General features: G+C 41.6%; 20 protein-coding genes. 10 read left to right on the top strand and 10 right to left on the bottom strand.

The features are described 5' to 3' along the window. The gene (dnaQ, locus tag QUE46_RS05995; RefSeq protein ID WP_286246743.1) at positions 1–714 is read right to left on the bottom strand and encodes a DNA polymerase III subunit epsilon; all 714 of its coding nucleotides are present in this window, start codon (positions 712–714) and stop codon (positions 1–3) included. A gap of 68 nt (positions 715–782) precedes the next feature. Between dnaQ and rnhA the strand changes: the two genes are divergently transcribed. Beyond that, positions 783–1,247, top strand: a complete 465-nt coding sequence (gene rnhA, locus QUE46_RS05990; RefSeq protein WP_286246741.1) for a ribonuclease HI — start codon at positions 783–785, stop codon at positions 1,245–1,247. A 76-nt stretch (positions 1,248–1,323) separates the two neighbouring features. Here rnhA and QUE46_RS05985 read toward each other — a convergent pair whose 3' ends face one another. Continuing rightward, complete coding sequence (locus QUE46_RS05985; RefSeq protein WP_286246738.1) at positions 1,324–2,100, bottom strand: class I SAM-dependent methyltransferase; 777 nt, start codon at positions 2,098–2,100, stop codon at positions 1,324–1,326. A 53-nt stretch (positions 2,101–2,153) separates the two neighbouring features. Here QUE46_RS05985 and gloB point away from each other — a divergent pair, with 53 nt between their 5' ends. Together gloB and QUE46_RS05975 are read left to right on the top strand one after the other, a co-directional pair. After that, positions 2,154–2,927: a hydroxyacylglutathione hydrolase gene (gene gloB, locus QUE46_RS05980; RefSeq protein WP_286246735.1), complete on the top strand. Its 774-nt coding sequence runs from the start codon at positions 2,154–2,156 to the stop codon at positions 2,925–2,927. Between the two features lie 183 nt (positions 2,928–3,110). Continuing rightward, on the top strand, positions 3,111–4,688 hold the full coding sequence (locus QUE46_RS05975; protein WP_286246733.1) for a LysM peptidoglycan-binding domain-containing protein: 1,578 nt from the start codon (positions 3,111–3,113) through the stop codon (positions 4,686–4,688). A gap of 281 nt (positions 4,689–4,969) precedes the next feature. Here QUE46_RS05975 and QUE46_RS05970 read toward each other — a convergent pair whose 3' ends face one another. From QUE46_RS05970 to QUE46_RS05960, 3 genes are read right to left on the bottom strand one after another with little or no spacing between them, the layout of a single operon-like run. Continuing rightward, on the bottom strand, positions 4,970–5,419 hold the full coding sequence (locus tag QUE46_RS05970; protein WP_286246731.1) for a flavodoxin: 450 nt from the start codon (positions 5,417–5,419) through the stop codon (positions 4,970–4,972). Next, complete coding sequence (truC, locus tag QUE46_RS05965; protein WP_286246729.1) at positions 5,419–6,183, bottom strand: tRNA pseudouridine(65) synthase TruC; 765 nt, start codon at positions 6,181–6,183, stop codon at positions 5,419–5,421. Before truC ends, QUE46_RS05970 begins: the two co-directional genes overlap by 1 nt. Beyond that, positions 6,176–6,496 carry a YqcC family protein gene (locus QUE46_RS05960; RefSeq protein ID WP_286246728.1) on the bottom strand — a complete coding sequence of 107 codons (321 nt, stop codon included), beginning with the start codon at positions 6,494–6,496 and terminating at the stop codon, positions 6,176–6,178. Before QUE46_RS05960 ends, truC begins: the two co-directional genes overlap by 8 nt. Positions 6,497–6,601: 105 nt before the next feature. On the opposite strand from QUE46_RS05960, the gene QUE46_RS05955 reads away from it, so the two are divergent. After that, a complete protein-coding gene (locus QUE46_RS05955; protein ID WP_286246726.1) occupies positions 6,602–7,630 on the top strand; it encodes a DUF3549 family protein in 1,029 nt (342 codons plus the stop codon). Further along, positions 7,630–7,929, top strand: coding sequence for a DUF3301 domain-containing protein (locus QUE46_RS05950; RefSeq protein WP_004585972.1), 300 nt, complete (start codon positions 7,630–7,632; stop codon positions 7,927–7,929). The genes QUE46_RS05955 and QUE46_RS05950 overlap by 1 nt, the downstream gene beginning before the upstream one ends. A 739-nt stretch (positions 7,930–8,668) precedes the next feature. Here QUE46_RS05950 and QUE46_RS05945 read toward each other — a convergent pair. After that, positions 8,669–9,313 (bottom strand): GNAT family N-acetyltransferase, encoded by a 645-nt coding sequence (locus QUE46_RS05945; protein ID WP_286246722.1) that lies wholly within the window; start codon positions 9,311–9,313, stop codon positions 8,669–8,671. A gap of 211 nt (positions 9,314–9,524) precedes the next feature. Here QUE46_RS05945 and QUE46_RS05940 point away from each other — a divergent pair, with 211 nt between their 5' ends. From QUE46_RS05940 to QUE46_RS05930, 3 genes are all read left to right on the top strand, one after another. Continuing rightward, complete coding sequence (locus QUE46_RS05940) at positions 9,525–9,764, top strand: DUF2789 domain-containing protein (protein WP_004585970.1); 240 nt, start codon at positions 9,525–9,527, stop codon at positions 9,762–9,764. Between the two features lie 109 nt (positions 9,765–9,873). Further along, a complete protein-coding gene (locus QUE46_RS05935; protein ID WP_004585969.1) occupies positions 9,874–10,137 on the top strand; it encodes a hypothetical protein in 264 nt (87 codons plus the stop codon). 13 nt (positions 10,138–10,150) lie between these two features. Then, positions 10,151–10,924, top strand: a complete 774-nt coding sequence (locus QUE46_RS05930; RefSeq protein WP_286246716.1) for a Zn-ribbon-containing protein — start codon at positions 10,151–10,153, stop codon at positions 10,922–10,924. A gap of 44 nt (positions 10,925–10,968) precedes the next feature. Here QUE46_RS05930 and syd read toward each other — a convergent pair whose 3' ends face one another. Beyond that, positions 10,969–11,508: a SecY-interacting protein gene (syd, locus tag QUE46_RS05925; protein ID WP_286246713.1), complete on the bottom strand. Its 540-nt coding sequence runs from the start codon at positions 11,506–11,508 to the stop codon at positions 10,969–10,971. Positions 11,509–11,567: 59 nt separating this feature from the next. On the opposite strand from syd, the gene queF reads away from it, so the two are divergent. Next, a complete protein-coding gene (queF, locus tag QUE46_RS05920) occupies positions 11,568–12,413 on the top strand; it encodes an NADPH-dependent 7-cyano-7-deazaguanine reductase QueF (protein ID WP_286246711.1) in 846 nt (281 codons plus the stop codon). A gap of 65 nt (positions 12,414–12,478) precedes the next feature. On the opposite strand, the gene QUE46_RS05915 is transcribed toward queF, so the two are convergent. Genes QUE46_RS05915 through QUE46_RS05905 form a run of 3 tightly spaced genes read right to left on the bottom strand, consistent with a single transcriptional unit; the run spans position 12,479 to position 18,767 of the window. Then, entirely contained in the window at positions 12,479–13,360 is an 882-nt protein-coding gene (locus tag QUE46_RS05915; protein WP_286246709.1) for a peptidylprolyl isomerase, read from the bottom strand. 20 nt (positions 13,361–13,380) lie between these two features. After that, complete coding sequence (locus QUE46_RS05910; protein WP_286246708.1) at positions 13,381–17,064, bottom strand: translocation/assembly module TamB domain-containing protein; 3,684 nt, start codon at positions 17,062–17,064, stop codon at positions 13,381–13,383. After that, the gene (locus QUE46_RS05905; protein ID WP_374761398.1) at positions 17,064–18,767 is read right to left on the bottom strand and encodes an autotransporter assembly complex family protein; all 1,704 of its coding nucleotides are present in this window, start codon (positions 18,765–18,767) and stop codon (positions 17,064–17,066) included. The genes QUE46_RS05910 and QUE46_RS05905 overlap by 1 nt, the downstream gene beginning before the upstream one ends. Before the next feature lie 228 nt (positions 18,768–18,995). Here QUE46_RS05905 and QUE46_RS05900 point away from each other — a divergent pair, with 228 nt between their 5' ends. Further along, complete coding sequence (locus QUE46_RS05900; protein ID WP_286247683.1) at positions 18,996–19,331, top strand: ribonuclease E inhibitor RraB; 336 nt, start codon at positions 18,996–18,998, stop codon at positions 19,329–19,331. Positions 19,332–19,344: the final 13 nt, after the last annotated feature.

Raw genomic sequence — 19,344 nt, 5'->3', positions numbered from 1 at the left:
TTATTCAGCGCGCCATAAACAGTGGCCGCCTTCTTTGTTTACAAGATCTAGTCGTGCTTCGTGTGCGCTTTGCTCTGCATCGTTTGCGCGCAATACAACCAAAGGTGCTCTGTCACTACTTAAGCGTCTTATGCCGCCAGTCTGTTGCTCGCTGCCGTCATCTTTATTTTGGTTTAAGTTTAGCTTGGTTTGCCCGCCAGTCATGGCTAGGTAAACATCGGCTAAAATTTCAGAATCCAGTAATGCGCCGTGCAATGTTCGTTTTGCGTTATCTATATCGTAACGGCGGCACAAAGCATCTAGGTTGTTCTTTTGACCAGGATGCAAGTCACGCGCCATTTTAAGGGTGTCGAGAACTTGGCAGTAATCGTGGGTATTTGGGTAGCCTTGGTTAAGCAATGCAAATTCGTTATCCATGTGGCCCACATCGAACGGGGCGTTATGTATTACAAGCTCTGCACCTTTAATGTAGTCAAAAAACTCTTGCGCTATATCGCGGTAAAGTGGTTTGTCACGTAAAAATTCGTTGGTAATACCATGAACATCTATCGCTTCTTCTTCTATGCTGCGTTGTGGGTTAATGTAAACATGAAAATTATTACCGGTTAAACGTCGGTTTACTAATTCTACACACCCAATTTCTATAATGCGGTGCCCCTGTTTGGGGTCGATGCCGGTGGTTTCTGTATCTAAAACTATTTGTCTACGTGCCATATCGAATTTAGCCTGACTCTGGTATCTTTCTATAATCACTTTATTGTACATAATATCAAGGTAAAACAGTGCAAAAAACCGTAGAGATTTACACCGATGGCTCATGTTTAGGTAATCCGGGCCCAGGTGGTTATGGTATTTTTATGATTTATAACGGCCACGAAAAAAAATTAAGCCAAGGCTATAAGCTCACCACAAACAACCGTATGGAAATGCTAGCGGCCATTGTTGCCCTTGAATCACTTACCCGCCCTTGCATCGTTAACCTCACTACAGATAGCCAATATGTTAAGCAAGGCATTGAGTCGTGGATTGCAAATTGGAAAAAACGAGGCTGGCAAACATCGGCGAAGAAGCCTGTTAAAAATGTTGATTTGTGGAAACGCCTTGATAGCGCTTGCAGTGAGCATACGGTTACATGGAAATGGGTAAAGGGACATAGTGGGCATAAATATAACGAAATAGTTGACGATTTAGCCCGTGACGCCGCAAGCAGTAGCAACCTGCTTGACGATGTAGGGTACCAGCCTTAACCCGTTAAAGCTTTGGTACTTTTTAGTGGCGTGAACAAAAAGCTAAGGGGTTAGTTAAAAAGTGCATACGCACCCATTAACTATTATTATTTTTTTGCTCACACTGCTTAAAGTGCTGCTTTGAGGTTTGCCTAAGCCCAGCCCCTTTTACGGGTGAAAACTGTGGCCTTGCATGCCACTTAGGTTTTATAGGCGTAAGCGGAGCCACACGTTTTCGCGCTACCAACATATACACACTCCCCATAGGTTTTAAATACTGTTTGGCAAAACTGCGCCAAAACGCAAACCGCGAAAGCCTGTTACCCCGTGCAAGGGATGAGTAAATAAAGCGATCATCACTAATAATTTCAAACCCTAATAAGTTTAGCCAATCTTTTACCCGTGCAGGCGTAAAAAAGCGCCCTGTCCACGGCAGTTTTTGACCGCTAAAGGGCAACATTTGCGCCAATCCACATAAACTAAACGGATTAAACCCGGTAATAACAATGTATCCACCGGGTATCAGCGTGCGGTGTGCCTCGCGTAATATGTGGTGTGGATCTGAGTGATACTCTAAGCAGTGACTTAAAATACACGCATCAACACTGTGCTCATAAAAAGGCAGTTCGTCTATATCGGCTATTACACCTGTGTAAGGCCCCTTTTCGGCAACACATACTTGGTGTTTTATAGTGCTTACGCTGGTATTAAGTTCGCCACTTAAATTACCTAATTTAAGCATATGGTAACCAAACATACGCCCCAGCCATTGATCCATTTTTTGTTCAATGTCAGCACGTAAATAATCCCCATGAGGGAACTGCTGCCATGACAGCGGTTTGGGTCCTTCTTGAAAACTAAGGGCTGGTTTCATTTTTATAGCTCGTTATACTAGGTGTTACCCGTCACTTTATAGAGCAAATTAATATGGTGCAAGTTAAAGCAATTAAAGCATTTTCTGACAATTATATTTGGTGTGTAACTACCCATAATAGCGACCTAGCATGGGTGGTTGACCCAGGCGACGCCCAGCCCGTTATGGCGCATTTAGCAGAGCATAACATACAACTTGGTGGCATTTTAATTACCCACCATCATAGCGATCACACCGGTGGCGTAGCCGAGCTTGTAAAACAGTTTTCAAACATTGCAGTGTACGGCCCTATAAACAGTCCGTTTGCGGGGATCACCAATACACTGGTTGATGGCGATAGCATTGAGGTATTGGGTACGCGTTTTAACATTATTACCACCCCTGGCCATACCCTTGATCACATTTGTTATATTCACGAAGAGTTGGCTTTTACAGGCGATACGCTTTTTAGTGGGGGCTGTGGGCGATTATTTGAAGGCACGCCTGAGCAAATGTGGGAGTCGTTTAATAAGCTGCGTGAGCTACCTAAAACCTGCAAAGTGTACTGTACGCATGAATACACACAAGCCAATTTAGCATTTGCAAAAGCCGTTGAGCCGCGTAACCCTGAGCTACTCCAATACAGCGATAAAGTAGATGCGCAGCGCAATAAGAGCGAAATAACACTGCCAAGTACAATAGGCCAAGAGCTTAAAATTAACCCATTTATGCGCAGTGACCTACCTACTATTACAGAGTTAATCCCAAGAGAATTTATACTGGTTACAAAAAACAATGAACCATGGGAAAACTTTGCTAGTCTGAGACGTTTCAAAGACAACTTTTAGTTAAGATATGTTGACCTGTTGTAATTAATTTTGCAGCATCATGCTTAGCTTTGAGCTAAGTAAAACCATGGGTTTAAAAAAAGCGCATGGTTTTATCAGCATGTTAAAGTTGGTCGTTAAGTGGCAATGTTGACTCATAACGGGTAGTATTCGCCGAGTTTTTTACCTGATGTATTGGTATATATGAATAAATCTCCTCTATTAATTGCCTTGGCGCTTGCGCTAAGTGGTTGTCAAACATTAACAACCGTAGATTCAGACGCACAAGCTGCTACCCAAGCAAATAAGCGCTTAGAAGGCGCAAGCCCTAACGATATTAACAATGCATTGATGGTAAACGAGCAATATCAACACGTTGAGCAGAGCGAAGACGCCCCCGTTTTTGATGATGTGTGGGAACGCATTCGCTACCAACTGTCTATTGATGTACCGCAAAACCGCCCTGTTGTTACCGAGCGTAATTACTATGCGCGTCATCAAGCTTATTTAGACCGCATTTCAAAACGCGCAGAACCTTACTTACACTTTATTGTTGAAGAAGTAGAAAAGCGCGAAATGCCTATCGAAATCGCCCTTTTACCTATTGTAGAAAGTGCGTTTGACCCATTTGGTTACTCTAATCGCAGTGCTTCGGGTATTTGGCAATTTATGCCAGCAACGGGCGAGCGTTTTGATTTAAAACAAAACTGGTGGTATGACGGCCGACGCGACATAGTGCAATCTACGCGTGCTGCCCTTGATTACTTATCGTATTTACATAAAACCCTTGAAGGCGATTGGTTAAACGCCATAGCGGCTTATAACTCGGGCGAAGGGCGCTTAATGCGTGCGATTAAGAAAAATCGTAAAAAGCATTTACCTACCGATTTTTGGTCTTTAGATTTACCAAGCGAAACCACCGCGTATGTACCAAAGCTTTTAGCTCTTGCCGATTTATTAAAACGTGCTGATGAGTTTAATGTAAAGTGGAAACCAGTTATTAACGCGCAAGTTGTAGAGGTGGTTGATGTAGGCACGCAGATTGACTTAGCACTTGCCGCAGATATGGCCGATATGACCCTTACTGAGTTATACAGGTTAAACCCAGGCTTTAACCGCTGGGCGACCGACCCTAACGGCCCGCACTTTTTACTATTACCCACCGATAAAGCTGAACAATTTAGCCAAAAGCTGGCGCAAACCGATGTTAAAGACCGCCTACGCTGGCAACAATACACAGTGGCGCGCGGTGATAGCCTATCGGTTATTGCTAAAAAGTTTACCACCAGCACCAGTGCTATTCGTTCGCTTAATAAATTAAAGTCAAACACCATACGTATTGGCCAACAGTTATTAGTCCCCTTAACCGATGGGGCAATTAATAGCGAACATTTACCTAAGCAAATGCGTTTAGCTGCTAATAAAGCCACCCGTACTAAGTTGTCGCATACAGTTAAAAGTGGCGACACCCTGTGGGACATTAGCCGCGAATACGATGTCACTATGGATGAACTGGCTTCGTGGAACAAGTTGAAGAAAAATGCAGTACTTAAATTAAATCAAAAGCTTACTGTTTATAAATCAGCGAGTAAACCACAAGCAACTGCAAGTACCAATCGTACTATTACCTACAAAGTACGCCGTGGTGACTCGCTTGCACGTATTGCCTCTAAATTTAATTTAACCGTAAGCGAAATAATTAAGTGGAATAACTTAGCCGGCCAAAAGTATTTACAACCGGGTCAAAAGTTAAAGCTTAAAGTTGATGTAAGAAGTAGTTAACCCACTGTTTAATAAATACTTAAAAGGAGCGCATGCGCTCCTTTTTTGTTTTGTAAATATAATACCAATCCGCAATAATACTTAATCATTTTCAGGGACTAAACGTGTCACTATCTGCGTTAAAAAAATCTCATTTACGACTGCATGGATGCAGAAGGTAGAGCAATGCAGGAGCAATTGCCGAGAACAACTAAATCGCGAACTTTTTGCCTTGCTATCAACACGTTTATCCATCCTCAAAATAGATCACTTAATTATGCGCATTGGTATAAAGCAGTTTACTAAGCAGGTAATTTTTCAAGCCATATTTTTAACCACGGCTCTGCTACAGGCCAAGGCTCGAAATCTTCGCAGGCATCTATTTCCAAACGGTTTCCTACCGGCTTAGCTTGCAAGTCACGTAGTAGCTCATCAAAGCTGCGCCCTGCACCGCAAAACGTATCGCCGTAGCATCTATCGCCCATGGCTATAACACCAAATGGCTTATCAGTTAGCATCGGAAATGTGCTGTTCATAGCAAAGTAGAGCCCTGCTAAGTTGCTTGGTACATCGCCTTGCCCTGTGGTAGAGGTAACAACTAATATATGTGAGGCGTTTTTAATATCATCAAGTGAGGCCTCATTAATAACGCTCGCAGTGTGCCCCGCTTTTTCAATTGTATTTGCAACGTCATAACTTAAACGTTCTGCACCGCCGTTAACGCTGCCTACAAAAATACTAATATGTGCCATTAATAATCCTTTTCTTGCTGTGGCCAACCTAGTTGCTTACATATACTAAGCATGTCTTCACCTAGTGGCGCTTTAATTACGATGGGTTTATGCGTATAAGGGTGCACAAAACTAAGCTGCGTTGCAAATAGCATTAACCGCCTCAGTGCAAAATGCTCCCTAAAAAATTGATTATGCTGGTTATCACCATGGTTTACATCACCAATAATAGGTATTGATAAATGATTAAGGTGGCGCCTAATTTGATGCTTTCGCCCCGTTTTTGGAAAACACTCTACGAGCGAGTAACGCACCGTGGGGTATTTACCAATAGGAATGGGTAGCGAAGCTTGATGCAGGCAATTAAATTGTGTTTGCGCCGCTTGTGGCGCTTTATTTTGCGTAGCAAATTTGTCAGCTATTTTATCAAGCTCTTCTTTTAATGGTTTATCTAGAAACACCGATTCAGGCGCAAAACCACGTACAAGGGCTAAATAACGTTTTGCAATCGTGCCTTCAATAAATAACTGATTCATATCACGAGCCGCTTCTGAGCTTAGCGCAAATAACAACACGCCCGATGTTGGTCTATCTAGCCTGTGCACCGGAAATACATGTTGCCCTAATTGGTCGCGCAGCATCTGCATTGCAAACTGAGTTTCGTGTTTATCTAAAAAAGAGCGATGGACCAATAAGCCTGCGGGCTTATCTATGGCAACAAAGTGTTCGTCTTGGTAGAGAATATTAAGTTCGCCGTACTCTACAGGTTCTCCCTTTTCAGTCATGACGTTTACCTAAAAATGCATCAAGCTCACTAAGTAGCGTTATAATTTCACCGCTGCCGGTTTTACCTACTAACGCCATTTCTGCCATAGGCGCAATGGCAAAATTTTGCGGCAATGGTTGATTAAGCGTTATTAATTGCTGCATTTTTTCAATAAATACAAACTGTAACCATTGCTCAAATGCCATGGTATCGTGACAAAAAGGCACTTGAGATTGTAATTTGTGCGCCTCTATTGGCGTGCTTTGCCACAGCTTATGTTTTTTTAAAAGGGTGCTTAATTGGTTTAAATAAGCCTGTGTTTGCTGATACATAACCACTCTTCTTTTTACGTTATAGGGCAATTATACCCTGTTCCCTCAATGCCTGCTATGGCGTATAATTGAGGCAATTTTGCAGTAAAAACAATTGAGATAACGATGAGCGAACACATAGCGACACTTGGCCAACTTTTAGATGGCGCCGGTACACAATGGCGTGCTTTTGATATTGGTAGGCATATTACTAAGCTTGATAAAAAACAATTTTTAGCTATTGAGCAAGCGCAAGTTCCTTATCCTTATCCGCTTGCGGGGCATGCATGGCTCGCTATTCAATTTTGGGATAGCAAAGCAAGTAAAGAACCTTATGTATGGTTTTTAAAGTTTCCACTTGATGAGCAAAGTAAATTAGTGAGCGCGAGCCGCGATCATTTCGCTAATATGGTTATTGAAGCCCTAGGTAGCGAAATCACTGGCGAGCAAGCCGATGGTAAGCTAGATAATAACCCGTATGTGTTTACCCCAAATGCAAATAAATTAGCGGCTTTTAACGCCCAACTTAAAGTATTGTTAAAACAGCCAGCCTCTAAATATTACGAACACACGCAACTGTACTTTAGTGGCGCTTTAGGTTTTGATGATTGGCAAAGCGTAGCGCTACAAGGAATTGCCGATTTTGCACTGCGCCTAAATAACGACAACAACTTAGCAAACTTGCAAAAAGCCTGGCCGCATTTACCACTTGAAGTATTACAGCCTTTGAGCGCCATGCTTGAACATGTTGAAATACCGCCATCACTCAGTGAGCTTTTAGTCGCCTATGGCCAAACAGCCATTGAAAATAACGATACTATTGCACTAACCGCCGCACTGCGCTCGCTTTCTAAAGGCCAAGCGCAAGGGCTGTGTACGCAACTAATAGATACTGCATTAAACTCATCTGTTGGCACGGATTCTGACGTACTTTTAACGATTGCAGGGCGATGCTTTACTCAACTAGAAGAGCCAGAGCGCTTACATATTTTTATGGATAATTGTGCGCACCACCAGCAAATTGCCGAGCTATTTCCGAGTATATTTGCTGATTTAGTTGCAATACCCACTATACGCCCACACTTATTAGGCTTATTACGTAAAGAAAATCGCAGCGAAACGCTCGCTCGCGCAATTGGAAGGTTGTTCTCTTAATGGCTACTTTGTGGACGTTTATTGCTATTGGCGCTGTAATATACTTATTTTGGCTAAACCGGAAAGTAGCAGAAGCTGCTAACAGTCATGCTGCGCGCCAAGCTGAGCAATTACAGGTTCAGTTAATGAGTGTAGCGTGCACAAAACGCCGCTTTGGCATTTTAAAAAATGGCAAACCTGGGATCAAAAGCGAATTCATGTTTGAGTTTTCAAGTGATGGCGAAAATGCCTATCAAGGTATTTTAATTATGGAAAATGAAATGCTAAAAAGCGTTGTTGTGCCGCCACACAAAATTTAACAATAAATGTTAAAAAAGTGGGGTTAAAGCGAAATTAATAAATAGATTAATACATAAAACTAAGGCGTAACAAAAGTTACGCCCCACTCTTACAGCATCCTGCCCGTTATCCTTGACCCAAAATCCGTATTATCATCCCCTGAACGAGTAAACAACCCTATTTACCCTCAACATTGCATCCTGCAAAATCCATAACCACCCTGGCTAAACCACGTAAACTAACGCTTGGCTACTTACTGTAGCATCATCCTTGGTCATCCTTTTAAGTAGCTCCTGCCACTTTAAATACATCCTGCATTTTCCACTTGCCACCTTGGCCATCCTGCGTAAACTAACGCTCCTGCTACTTCCTGTAGCCTCATCCGTAAATATCCTTAAGTAGTTCCAACTACTAAGCGCCTCATGCACTTCCTAGTTCGTCCTTGCATCCTTTTTAACTTGTCCTTTATGCTTCCTGCTAGCATCTGCTATGTTGCCTATTCCGTATCCTTGGCGGTAGCTTAGTCGTTAAGCTATGTCGTCTTGACAAGTTAAATACTACGCGAGTTTGGGTTTCATCCTACTAGGTAAACAAAATTAATTTTTCGTAATATATATGAAAAAATATAAAACTCTATATCAAACAAAACCTTACCCTTTTAAAGCTGTATTTGTGAACGACCATAACTGATAATGCGCACGCCAATGTAAGATATATCTCACGGGCATATGTCCGTAATGGCGCTTATCGCTTACAGACTTACTTTGCATATGGTTTAAAAAGAAGCTCTCCAGATACTTTATTAAAGGCAAGTGCTTTATAAGTGCTAAATCCCTCTGATTTAAAAAACGTATTATGCTCTTGGCGTGTAACAAAAACGGCGAGCCCTTTAGCTCCTGTGTTTTTAGTTGCTAAATCATCTAAGCCTCTTAATAGGTAGCGCCCAAGCCCGTGGCCTTGCACGTGCGGGTCTACCGCAATAAACGCTAAATAGTAGTAATCACCAATCGCATTAAGCGCAGTGCGTATTGTTTGCTCTTTTTCTATTAGTTGGTTAGTTTGCAAATACCCTGCGCTCAGCATTAGCTTTAAGCGCCAATGCCAATAACGCTCTGGCTGTAATTGGCTGCTCGACTCAAATACACACGCCACTGCTTTTAATTTATCATCGCGGTACAAGCCTATTAAAGGGAGTTTTTCTTGCCAAAAAGCACTGAGCTCTTCGCGTATTACTGAGCGTAATTTTTTCTCATAGGCAGCCATATTATGTTGATCATAACCTAATAAATTTTGCAGTAGTGGGTCATCATGATAGGCCTGATAAATTAAACTTCCTGCAGTGCTTATATCTTCAGGAGCAAGGTATTGTACGCTTAATGTGTGCTCATTAGTGGTGACTGTCATTGTGTATCCTTTTTGCTTTACTACCCTCAACGTTGCCAACGTATTTACCGCATAAAAAGTAATTGGTAATTGTATGGCGAAAATGTTTATCTATACTGCAAGTTAACTATATACCTAAAGCAAAAATACCGTCAATTCAGCGAGAGTTTAACTAGCAAAGCCTATAGTCTGGCTCTAAGCTTGGTTTAATTTAATCAGATGGAGTAATAATATGGATACGACAAAACACGATATGAAAACGTTGTTTGCACAATTGGGTTTACCTAGCTCAGAGCAACAGATTGACGATTTTATTGCTTCTCACTCACTAGAAGATACAACGCTTTTACAACAGGCTCCTTTTTGGGATGAATCACAGCAGCATTTTTTAGCAGAATCGCTAGCAGAAGATGGCGCGTGGAGCGAAGTAATTGATGAACTTGATGTGAGGCTTCGCCAAGAAGGTAAGTAATCCCCCCCTCTGCTTATACCAAGGCTTTATGCGCCTTGGTATTGTTGCTACTATAGCACCCGCGCAGCAAACACTTGCTGCGCTTATTTATTAAAGAGTTACAAATCTAATGAATGCAGTTGTATTTGATGCAATTAAAGTCCTTCTTGATGAAGGCAAAACCCCTACTGTTGCCCTTACTAAAAGCCGCCTTGCACAACCTGTGCCTATGCCGGTTATTATTGCCGCAGTAAGCCAATATAAGAATAATCCTGATTCAATTCATAATTTAATGAAAAACCCTGAGCAGAGCATCGTTGAGCCTAAAACATCTCAACTCGATCGCATTGAGAAAAAACTCGATAGGTTACTGGCCCTGTTAGAGCAAAAATAATTTGAGACTATAAATGTTCGTTGTTGATTTAACGTTTGACTGCTACCAAGACACCACCCTAGAGCACGCTGAGCAAGCCATTAACAGATTAGTTAATGCACTGCGTTTTAATGGCCAAATTATGGGGGAAGAATTCCCAACTGTATTAAAAGATGGCTATTTTATTACCCGGGTAATGTGCCCCACCGAAGATGCCATGCACCCATTAAATAATAGCCCTTTTGTAAAACACAGCATTGAGAAGCTGCACAGTGCAGGCTTACTTGCACCTAAAGTAAAAGTTATTGGCCAAGACATTCACTCAAACGGTGCCGATACCTGTAAATCTCCTTCAAGCTATATTTTATACACAACCTATGTGCATACCTGTAGCCCGCTGTATTGTGGTGATGACTTTTTACCTGTGCCGTTGTTTACTATTCCCGCCATTGCAAATGGGGACTATAAAACACTCATTAAATGGCAAGAAGATTGGCAGGCCTGCGATCAAATACAAATTAACGGCGCTACGCGGTGTGAATTTCCAGCGCTTGAAGAAATATCAAGCACGCAAAGTGACTTATATCGCCGCGGTAAAGACATTGCCAAACGTATCCGCTTTTTAACCCAAAAACCAGTTTATTACTATTTATACCGTGTAGGTGGTGTAGATAAAGCCTCAGAACTTGAGCGTAAATGCCCTAGCTGCAATAGTGAGTGGAAATTGCCAGAGCCCTGGTTTGGGTTATTTGACTTTAGATGTGAGCCATGTGGGTTGGTCTCTAATGTTTCGTGGGATTTTCAGTAACAAACTAATAGGTGCCAGTAGTAAATTAAACTGGCACCTACTTTTTAAACTGTTAACGCTTTTAAAAAAGATTCTATATTGGGTGCAAGTACATGATGCGGCTTTTTACCCACGTATTCTAAACATACCTCACCGGTTTTTACCTGCACGGTAACCAACAAGTCATCTTGCTCAGTTAAACCAATGAATAGGGTTTCTGGCTGCTTTAATTTTCGTTTCATTAATACATGACCGGTAATATTTTGTTGCAGCAGGTTAAAATCATCTTTATTCCAAGCTTGTAATAACTCCACACTGTGGCCATCGATGCTGGCTAAAATACTACCGCCATACATGTGCCCATAAAACTCATCAAACCCTGCAGGGAAACTAAGCTCAAGCGCGTTAGCTAAATCTGATAATGAACCTGCGGGAGATTGCAAAGCACTTTTCCATTGAATATTACCTTGTGCGTCTACCTCGCCAAATTCACAAGGGCTAGGCCACTGCTCATCGTGTGCCATAAGCGGGTATTTAGTGGTATTTTTAACGGTTTTTTCACAAAATTGCGTGTGAAGTTGGGCCATTTGCATTGCAACAGACATACTGCGAAACTCATTTAAATTAGATATAATGTCCCTATTGTAACTATTTAAGAGCAAACATGACAGATTACAGCAATTCTCCAGACCTTAAAGGTAGTGTGTTAGGACAATCTACTGAATACGTAGATGTATATTCGCCTAGCTTGCTTTTTCCTATTGCCCGCAAGTTAAATCGTGATGCTTTAAATATTGACGAAGCGCAGTTGCCTTTTAAAGGCCAAGATATTTGGACAGGTTATGAGCTTTCGTGGTTAAACGCTAAAGGCAAACCACAGGTTGCCGTGGCGCTGTTTACTTTTGCGTGCCAAAGCAGCCATATTATTGAGTCTAAGTCGTTTAAACTTTACTTAAATAGCTTTAATCAAACCCGCTTCGAAAGTATTGAGGTGGTAAGACAGCATTTAATTGAAGACTTATCAAATGCGGTAAATAGCGATGTAGCGGTGACTTTATACGCACCTGATGACTATAACTGTTTACCTTGCACGCCATTACCTGGACTATGCATTGACGATTTAGATATTGAAATAGATAACTACGATATTGACGCCTACTCACTTAAATCAAAAAGTGACACCCTGGTTACTGAGACCCTGCATAGCCATTTGCTTAAATCTAACTGCTTAATTACCTCGCAGCCAGATTGGGCCAGTATAATCATTCGTTACACTGGTGAGCAAATATGCCATGAGGCACTCTTGCGTTATTTAATTTCATTTAGAACGCATAATGAATTTCATGAGCAGTGTGTAGAGCGTATTTATAGTGATTTAACCACGCAGCTAAATATTAAAGAGCTTGAAGTCTATGCGCGTTATACACGCCGCGGTGGGCTGGATATAAATCCGTATCGTTCAACGCACGATAATGATACGCCGTTTGCGGTAAAAATTAATCGCCAGTAATAGCAATCGACTTAAATATCACCATAAAAAAGGAGCTTAAGCTCCTTTTTTATACACGTTATAAGCTAATCAATGCGCTTAGTCGGAATAGGCATTGCGCACACATCAACATAATTATGGGCGTATACAAACCAAGGTTCGGTACGATTTTTTCGCGCCCCGATCAATTCTCTAAATGATTGCGAGTCTGTTTTCATAACATTAAAGGTGCTCTTATCACGCTTAATATCGGCTAACACCTCAATGTTTGTAATTGGGTTAAATGGCGTATTAGGAACAGGCTTACGCTGTAAACGATTAAAGTGCTCCATACCTTCAAGCACTCTTCCAAACACGGTAATATTTTTATCAAGGTAGCGTGGCCCTTGGCCAATGGTGACATAAAACTCCGTGCTTGCACTGTTAATCTCATTGCCACGCGCCATGGCAAACACGCCGTGGCAATGTACCTGCCAAGTTTGCGTATTAGAGGCGTTTTGTGCGACAGCAAAACCGTTTAAAAAGCCCGTGACAGGCGCGTAACCATCGCCTTGCAGCTCTGTAATTTTAAGCGGCTGTGCGGTGCTATGGTAAAACTCTGCAGGCACCGTTTTATTAGCCGTTTTAATTGCTTTATTGCCTGAGCTGTCGCCACCTTGTGCTACAAACCCTTCAACAAAACGATAAACACGGGTATTTTTGTAAAAGCCTTCTCGTGCAAGTTGTTTTATGTGCGCAGTATGTTTAGCAGCAAGCTGCGGGTTAAGCTCAACATAAGCTGCCCCTGTAGGTAGCGTAATTTTTAAAACATTTTGCCTGTCTACATTTCGCCATTCGTGCGCTTTAGCGTGCTTTATTACCTCGCTTGCGCTACGTGTTGGAGTTTGTTGAGTGCCCGCATGTTGCTCTGAGTGTTGGGCGCAGCCAGTTAATCCTGCAATTAGTACTGCTAAATATAATCCTTTCATATCATCCTTATACTGACTTTTTAGTCCCAATCAAACTTATAGAGTAAATCAACATTTTGATTTAAACCACTGGTGATCTCTACATAAAATTGCGACAACAGCTGATAGCGAATAGCGACCTCGCTGAGCGAGTCAAATACCCCTACGCTGTATTTAACTTGTAAGCTAGGCGCTACATAGCCCGATATTTCAAGCTTAGTGTTATCGCCAGAGCCCGTTGAACTTAAGCTTACATCAGATAAACCAATGGTTTCGCCAACTTTAGATACAACTCCTTCACTGCGGCTCACTCCTTGTGAAAGCAGTAACTGTGTAAGCATAGCATCGCTTGAACTGTCGCCCTCGCCTAGCGGCTGCCCATTGAGTAAATAGGCCAGTGCCTGTGCTTGATCCATTGCCGGCTCAGAAAACACTTTTAAGGTAGGTTGTTCAACGTTACCAGTAAGCGTAACACCAGCCACAACATCGTTTGCTGTGGTGTCTGGATTACGTATGGCTTTGATATTTAAAAATGGTTGCTCAATTGAGCCACTAAACCCTATTTGCCCAGTACTAATAATTAAATCTTGGCCAAAAGCTAAATACGTACCATCGATTAAATTTAGCTCGCCGGTGGCAATTATAGGGGCGCCCTGACTCATTTTGATGGCTAGATCTCCCGCTATTTTCGACTCTAGGCCAAACGATTCTATTTTCACATCGTTTTTAACAATCACTTTTAAATTTACATCGTAGTCAAACGGTACTTCTTCTGTAGCTTCTGTTTGTTGATCAACAATAATTTCATCGTCACTGACTAGAACTGCACCCTCTGGCAGCTCTTCAATCATTACCCTGCCATATGGCACAATCACTTCACCAGACAACTTTAATGCATTATTTGCAAGTCCAATGGTTAAATCAGGCGATACTTTAAACGTCACGCCTTGCTGCGCACGTACAAAAAACTGCTCGCCGTTAACGCTTACATTTACCTCTGGCTGTGCACCTTGCCAGTCAACGTCGCCGGTTAGGTTGATTTTACCGCCTTGGGTGTCGTTTAAATTACCTTTAATTGTGGCGGTGGTTTTATCAAATAAAATGTTTACATTAGATTTTTGCAACACCACCGGCAACTGCTCACCTTCTAAATTGATATCACTGACATTTAGCTCCCCATTTAATAGTGGGTCTTGCAACGTGCCGGCAAGTGCCACATTACCGGTTATATCCCCTTTTAATTGCTCAAGGGTCTCTAAAAATGGGTGCAAGTCAGATAACAAAATTTTGTCTATATTGATGTTACCGTTTAGTGTTTGCTGATTTTGAATATCATCAATATTAATTTGGCTGGCTATTTTCCCCAGCACACTTGAGTCTAAGTCAGCTTCTAGTTTACCCGTTTGAGAATCAGTATAGGCACTGATTTTTAGGGTTTCGATGGGTAATCTAAAACGGTCTTCTTCCGAGGTAAGAACAGCAACAAGGTCGTGCGAATTTAAATTAGCGCGAAGAGTTTTTAATGCGCCCTCCTTCCAATTTGCAGCAAAGTCGCCGCTTATATCGCCCCGCGTACGCATGTTATCTGGTAAAAAGTGTTTAAGTTCTTCAAGCGCTAAATTGCTCAAGGTGGCATTAAATTGGCCCAAGTTTTTAGTTTGCGCAAGGGTGTTAATACATAGCTCACTTTTGTTTGATCGCCAACAATGCGCACTCACATCAAAGTCGCTGGTTTGAGTATTAAACATCACTGCAATTTTTTTACTATTACTAAAACTAAGCTTTTTATCACTTAGCGTTATGTTACTGAGCGAGCCATTCCACACGTCATTATTTAGCTTACCGGCTACTTCAAGCTCAGCAGCCCCTTGCTCTGCATCTATAGCGACAACCAATTGGTGATCGGTTTTATCGCCAGAGGCTGTTAGCTCAACGCGATTAATGATCTCATCAGCAACCTTTGCTGAGCCTACGTTTAAGCTCACATCGGTTTGCCAGTCTGCGGCTGTATCGAGCTGGCCTTTAAGGGCGAGTTTGTTAACGTTTATGTCGTTATAGATAAAGTTGTCGAGTAATAACGATAAATCAACGGCAGGGGTTAAACGCTGGCCTCTAATCTTTAAATCGGCCTTGCCGTTTGCAACAAATGGCAGGTTAGTTTGCTCATTTCCTGTAAGTGTTACTTTTCCATCAACTTGCCAGGTGTCGTCAACTTGCCCGCTCAAGGTTAATTTATTGGCACCGCTACTTAAATATAGGCTGTCTATGTTGGCTTTTAGCGTATTATTAAGTGTAAAGTTTGAGGCAAATTCAAGTGGTGTTTGGTTAAGTGTACCTGCAAGTTGTGTATTATCCATTTGCAACTGCCAGTTTTGTCCTTCGCTGTTAAAACGCCCTTCTAGCTGGCCAGAAATATCACTTGTAAGCGCATCTGTTAAATATTGTGCTTTTAAACTATTTAACGAACCAGAAAAGTCGGCCTGTATGCCCTTTTGCCAATTAACGTTGCCGTTAAATTTTGCACTACTGTCGTTTGCTTTTAGGCTTAAGCTACTTAGCTGCGCTTGGCTAAGCGAGCCGTTTAATTGCGTATTTAATACAACAGCTGGATAGGCACCTAGCTGGCTATGCGCTTTTAAGCTTAGCGTGTAATCATCCGCATTACCCGAGGCTGATAAGTCAACATTACTTACTTTTAGCTCATTACTTTGTGCGTCAATCAGCCACTGCTCAACTTTACCGGTAAGTTCAAATGGATAATTTTTTTGTTTTAAATTAGCCGTTGCCGTTAAATTCAATGGGTATTGGCCGGATGTATTTAACTTTATATTTAAATCAGATAGATCACCACTTAATGCTAGATTAGCTTGATGTAAGTCGCTATTTAAGGCTATTTCACCCTTTATCGGCAAGTTCCCAGTAAGTTCACTGCTCAACTGCGTATTTAATTGCCATTGTTGATACTGCGCACTAAGGGTTTGTAAGTTAACTTTTTCATCTTCTACATTTAGTGCAAGCGCTATGTTCTCAATTGTATGTGTTTGCTCACCTTGTTCAATATCTACTTTTTTTACGTCAAACTGCTCTACCCGTAAATTAAGGGGCGATGTAAATTCTATATCTGGTAACGCGGGTAGCGCTGTTAGCGCCTGGCTTTGCTGAACCGTTGACTGTTTGGATGAGGTGGGTTGCTCTTTAAGCTTTACCAGTACATCGCTAATAGTCAGGCTTTTTACCGCTAAGGTTTCATCTTCGGCTTTCGCTGCAAGGGTAAAGTTATTTACGGTTACATCAGCACTGGAATGATTTAATACAAATTCGTTTATTGCTATATTTTTTACTGCAATATTAAAGGGAAACGTAATTTTAGCTAATGGCTCTGAGGCGCTCTCTTGTGTAGCTTCGGGCGCATTGGCAAGAGCAAGCTTGACTGACCGCGCACTTACATTTTCAATACATAAGCCATCGCACTGCCACCAAAATAAATCTATTTTAAGCTGCTGGGCTTTAAAATCTGTACTTTGGTTTTTAAAGCTCACATTAAACGGGTTGTTATATAAAAAGCGCCCTTTTTTAATCTCAATATGTAAGCCGTCAACCATTTTATTTGCACTATAAGCAATAAATTGATTACCGGGCGCAGTAAATAACAAACAAAATATAATAACGGCAAGCGTGATTAAAATGCCGATGACAGCGGCGGATATTTTTTTAAATACTGACATTAAATTTCTGGCCCTATGGTAATGCTTAAACGTGTACTTTTACTTTCTTTAGTCAGCCCCCATGCATGATCTACTTTTACGGGCCCTATGGGCGTTAAATAACGAAAGCCAAAGCCTGCGCCCACTTCAAAGTCGTCCGAAAAATCATTTGTGGCGGTACCACCATCTACAAATATGGCTGCGCGCCAATTTTGTGCAAATTGGTAATTGTATTCAATAGTACTGGTTAGTAAGTATTTACCACCGATTAAATCACCGTCTTCATCTTCAGGTGAGATAGACTGATAAGCAAAACCACGTACACTTTGGTCACCACCCGCATAAAAGCGCAGCGAGTAAGGGACGTTTTCAATATTATCGACCAGCATGGCGCCCACGTTTGCTTTTAAAAAAACTAAATGTTTATCTAAATAGGTTCGCAGCCACGCATGCTGCAGCTGCACCCGTACTAAGTTGGTGGTTGAAAGTACATCATCTAAACCAAACTCAGCCGAAACTAGCCACTGCTCACCCCAATAAGGCGTTGTGCCTCCTTTTGACTTTTTACGGGCATAGCTAATACCGGGCATAAGCATTTCGGTGCTTTCTTCTGGTTCATCACCAATGCGGTATGTTTCTTGGTCTCGACGTAAAAAGGCCGTGCGTACCCATTTATCTTCAGTTAACCATTGGCGCTGCAGTTGGCCAGTCAGTATTTCACTGTATATGTCATCGGCAAGTTCATCTTCTAACTTGTAACCCACTGATAAACGCCATAAATCGTCGTTAGGGTCATCTACCGGAATGGTGTACGCCATAGAAATATCTTGCTGTTTTTCAGCTACATTTAAATTGCTTTCGAGGTAATGCCCGTCTTCTGTGATCCAGGGTTTACTCCATTTAAAACGCACTTTCGGGCCCAGCTCGGTATTAAAGCCACCGCCTACTTCGTAGCTATTAGCAGGTTTGTGTAGCACATCAATATTTATAGGCACTTGTCCGTTGGCTCTTGCTGGTATATCGGCATAAATACGCACGCTTGCAAAATACGGTGTGCTTGAAAGCTCAAGGTTATAATCGGCAATTTGTGTGGCTTTATAAGCTTGCCCTTGGGTAAAAGGTGCAAGTGAACGAATGTATTTTTCTGCGGGGGTTTCGCTAGCAATGATTATATTGCCATACGTGTAGCGCACGCCGGTATCTATGTTAAATGTAATAACGGCACTGTTTTTTTGCACTGATACTGCAAGCTTTCGGGCTGGCCATTTAGCATCAAAATAGCCTAGCTCTAATAGCATTGACTCTATTTTTTTATGAGCTGAGTCGTACTTACCATGATTAAGCACATCGCCCTGGGTTAAATTTAAATTTTTAATAACGTTTTGTAATTGCGAGTCGTTTTTACCCTCGCCATTAAGGGTTATATTGATAGCTTCTATGCGAGTTGCAGGGCCGCGATCTACTTTAACGATAAGCTCTTTATCGTCTTTATCAAACTCGATGTCTATCGTTGGCTTGTAATACCCTAACGCTTTAATACTACTTTGTACTTGCTTTTTGGCATAGCGGCGCAAGGTTCTGGTGGATCTTTCACCAACCAGCTGTTTTAAATATAGCTCAACGTTACTTTCTAACTCGCCACTAATCCCTTTAATTTCGTAATCTTCAATTACCCTTTGCTCAGCGCTGGCTTGAGTGCTTATAAAAAAAGCTAAAAAAAACACAAAACGTAATAACTGTTTGAACAAGTAAATATCCTTACTTTTTATTCTTTAAAATTTAACCACCAATGAGTTGCATACTACCATAGCCATAATGAGCAACACATTAACTTAATGGTAATCTTGCACCAAATTTTGCCCGTCTTTAAAGTTAAAATTAATACGCTTTAAAGCAATATTTTGGTTACAATAGTGGCTACGAATACAAAATTAATTTTAAATGAGTTTTTAATGCAATTCCCTGATGATGATAACGGCCAACTTTTAGCCGAAATAGCCGCTGCTGGCGTTGATTTAAGCAAAATGCACCAAATCGATTTTTTCATTTTATTTGAACAACAAGCTGATGCTGAAAAATTTGCCAAAGAAATAATCTCTGATGCATTAGTACAAAGCGCTAACGTTGAAAAATGTAAAGACACGGGCGTGTGGGAAGTGATTACTCATGTACAAATGGTGCCAGAGCACACATTGCTTGGCCAAGCAGAGCAATACATTGAAAGTATAGCTAATAGTTACAATGGCTATGGCGATGGCTGGGGTTTAATGGACGAAGACGCCGCTTAACAAAAATCAGTTA

The organism is Pseudoalteromonas sp. MM1 (assembly GCF_030296835.1).
GTDB lineage: Bacteria > Pseudomonadota > Gammaproteobacteria > Enterobacterales > Alteromonadaceae > Pseudoalteromonas.
The sequence above is the reverse complement of the archived record's forward strand: the minus strand, read 5'-3'. Positions and strand labels throughout refer to the sequence as shown.

What these genes read in the sequence shown, in the direction of transcription:
- queF (WP_286246711.1), top strand. Translation starts at nt 11,568, where the DNA reads ATGACAGATTACAGCAATTCTCCAGACCTTAAAGGTAGTGTGTTAGGA.
- QUE46_RS05975 (WP_286246733.1), top strand. Translation starts at nt 3,111, where the DNA reads ATGAATAAATCTCCTCTATTAATTGCCTTGGCGCTTGCGCTAAGTGGT.
- QUE46_RS05935 (WP_004585969.1), top strand. Translation starts at nt 9,874, where the DNA reads ATGAATGCAGTTGTATTTGATGCAATTAAAGTCCTTCTTGATGAAGGC.
- truC (WP_286246729.1), bottom strand. Translation starts at nt 6,183, where the DNA reads ATGACTGAAAAGGGAGAACCTGTAGAGTACGGCGAACTTAATATTCTC.
- syd (WP_286246713.1), bottom strand. Translation starts at nt 11,508, where the DNA reads ATGTCTGTTGCAATGCAAATGGCCCAACTTCACACGCAATTTTGTGAA.
- QUE46_RS05970 (WP_286246731.1), bottom strand. Translation starts at nt 5,419, where the DNA reads ATGGCACATATTAGTATTTTTGTAGGCAGCGTTAACGGCGGTGCAGAA.
- dnaQ (WP_286246743.1), bottom strand. Translation starts at nt 714, where the DNA reads ATGGCACGTAGACAAATAGTTTTAGATACAGAAACCACCGGCATCGAC.
- QUE46_RS05915 (WP_286246709.1), bottom strand. Translation starts at nt 13,360, where the DNA reads ATGAAAGGATTATATTTAGCAGTACTAATTGCAGGATTAACTGGCTGC.
- QUE46_RS05930 (WP_286246716.1), top strand. Translation starts at nt 10,151, where the DNA reads ATGTTCGTTGTTGATTTAACGTTTGACTGCTACCAAGACACCACCCTA.
- gloB (WP_286246735.1), top strand. Translation starts at nt 2,154, where the DNA reads ATGGTGCAAGTTAAAGCAATTAAAGCATTTTCTGACAATTATATTTGG.
- QUE46_RS05945 (WP_286246722.1), bottom strand. Translation starts at nt 9,313, where the DNA reads ATGACAGTCACCACTAATGAGCACACATTAAGCGTACAATACCTTGCT.
- QUE46_RS05950 (WP_004585972.1), top strand. Translation starts at nt 7,630, where the DNA reads ATGGCTACTTTGTGGACGTTTATTGCTATTGGCGCTGTAATATACTTA.
- QUE46_RS05900 (WP_286247683.1), top strand. Translation starts at nt 18,996, where the DNA reads ATGCAATTCCCTGATGATGATAACGGCCAACTTTTAGCCGAAATAGCC.
- QUE46_RS05955 (WP_286246726.1), top strand. Translation starts at nt 6,602, where the DNA reads ATGAGCGAACACATAGCGACACTTGGCCAACTTTTAGATGGCGCCGGT.
- QUE46_RS05940 (WP_004585970.1), top strand. Translation starts at nt 9,525, where the DNA reads ATGGATACGACAAAACACGATATGAAAACGTTGTTTGCACAATTGGGT.
- QUE46_RS05985 (WP_286246738.1), bottom strand. Translation starts at nt 2,100, where the DNA reads ATGAAACCAGCCCTTAGTTTTCAAGAAGGACCCAAACCGCTGTCATGG.
- QUE46_RS05910 (WP_286246708.1), bottom strand. Translation starts at nt 17,064, where the DNA reads ATGTCAGTATTTAAAAAAATATCCGCCGCTGTCATCGGCATTTTAATC.
- QUE46_RS05960 (WP_286246728.1), bottom strand. Translation starts at nt 6,496, where the DNA reads ATGTATCAGCAAACACAGGCTTATTTAAACCAATTAAGCACCCTTTTA.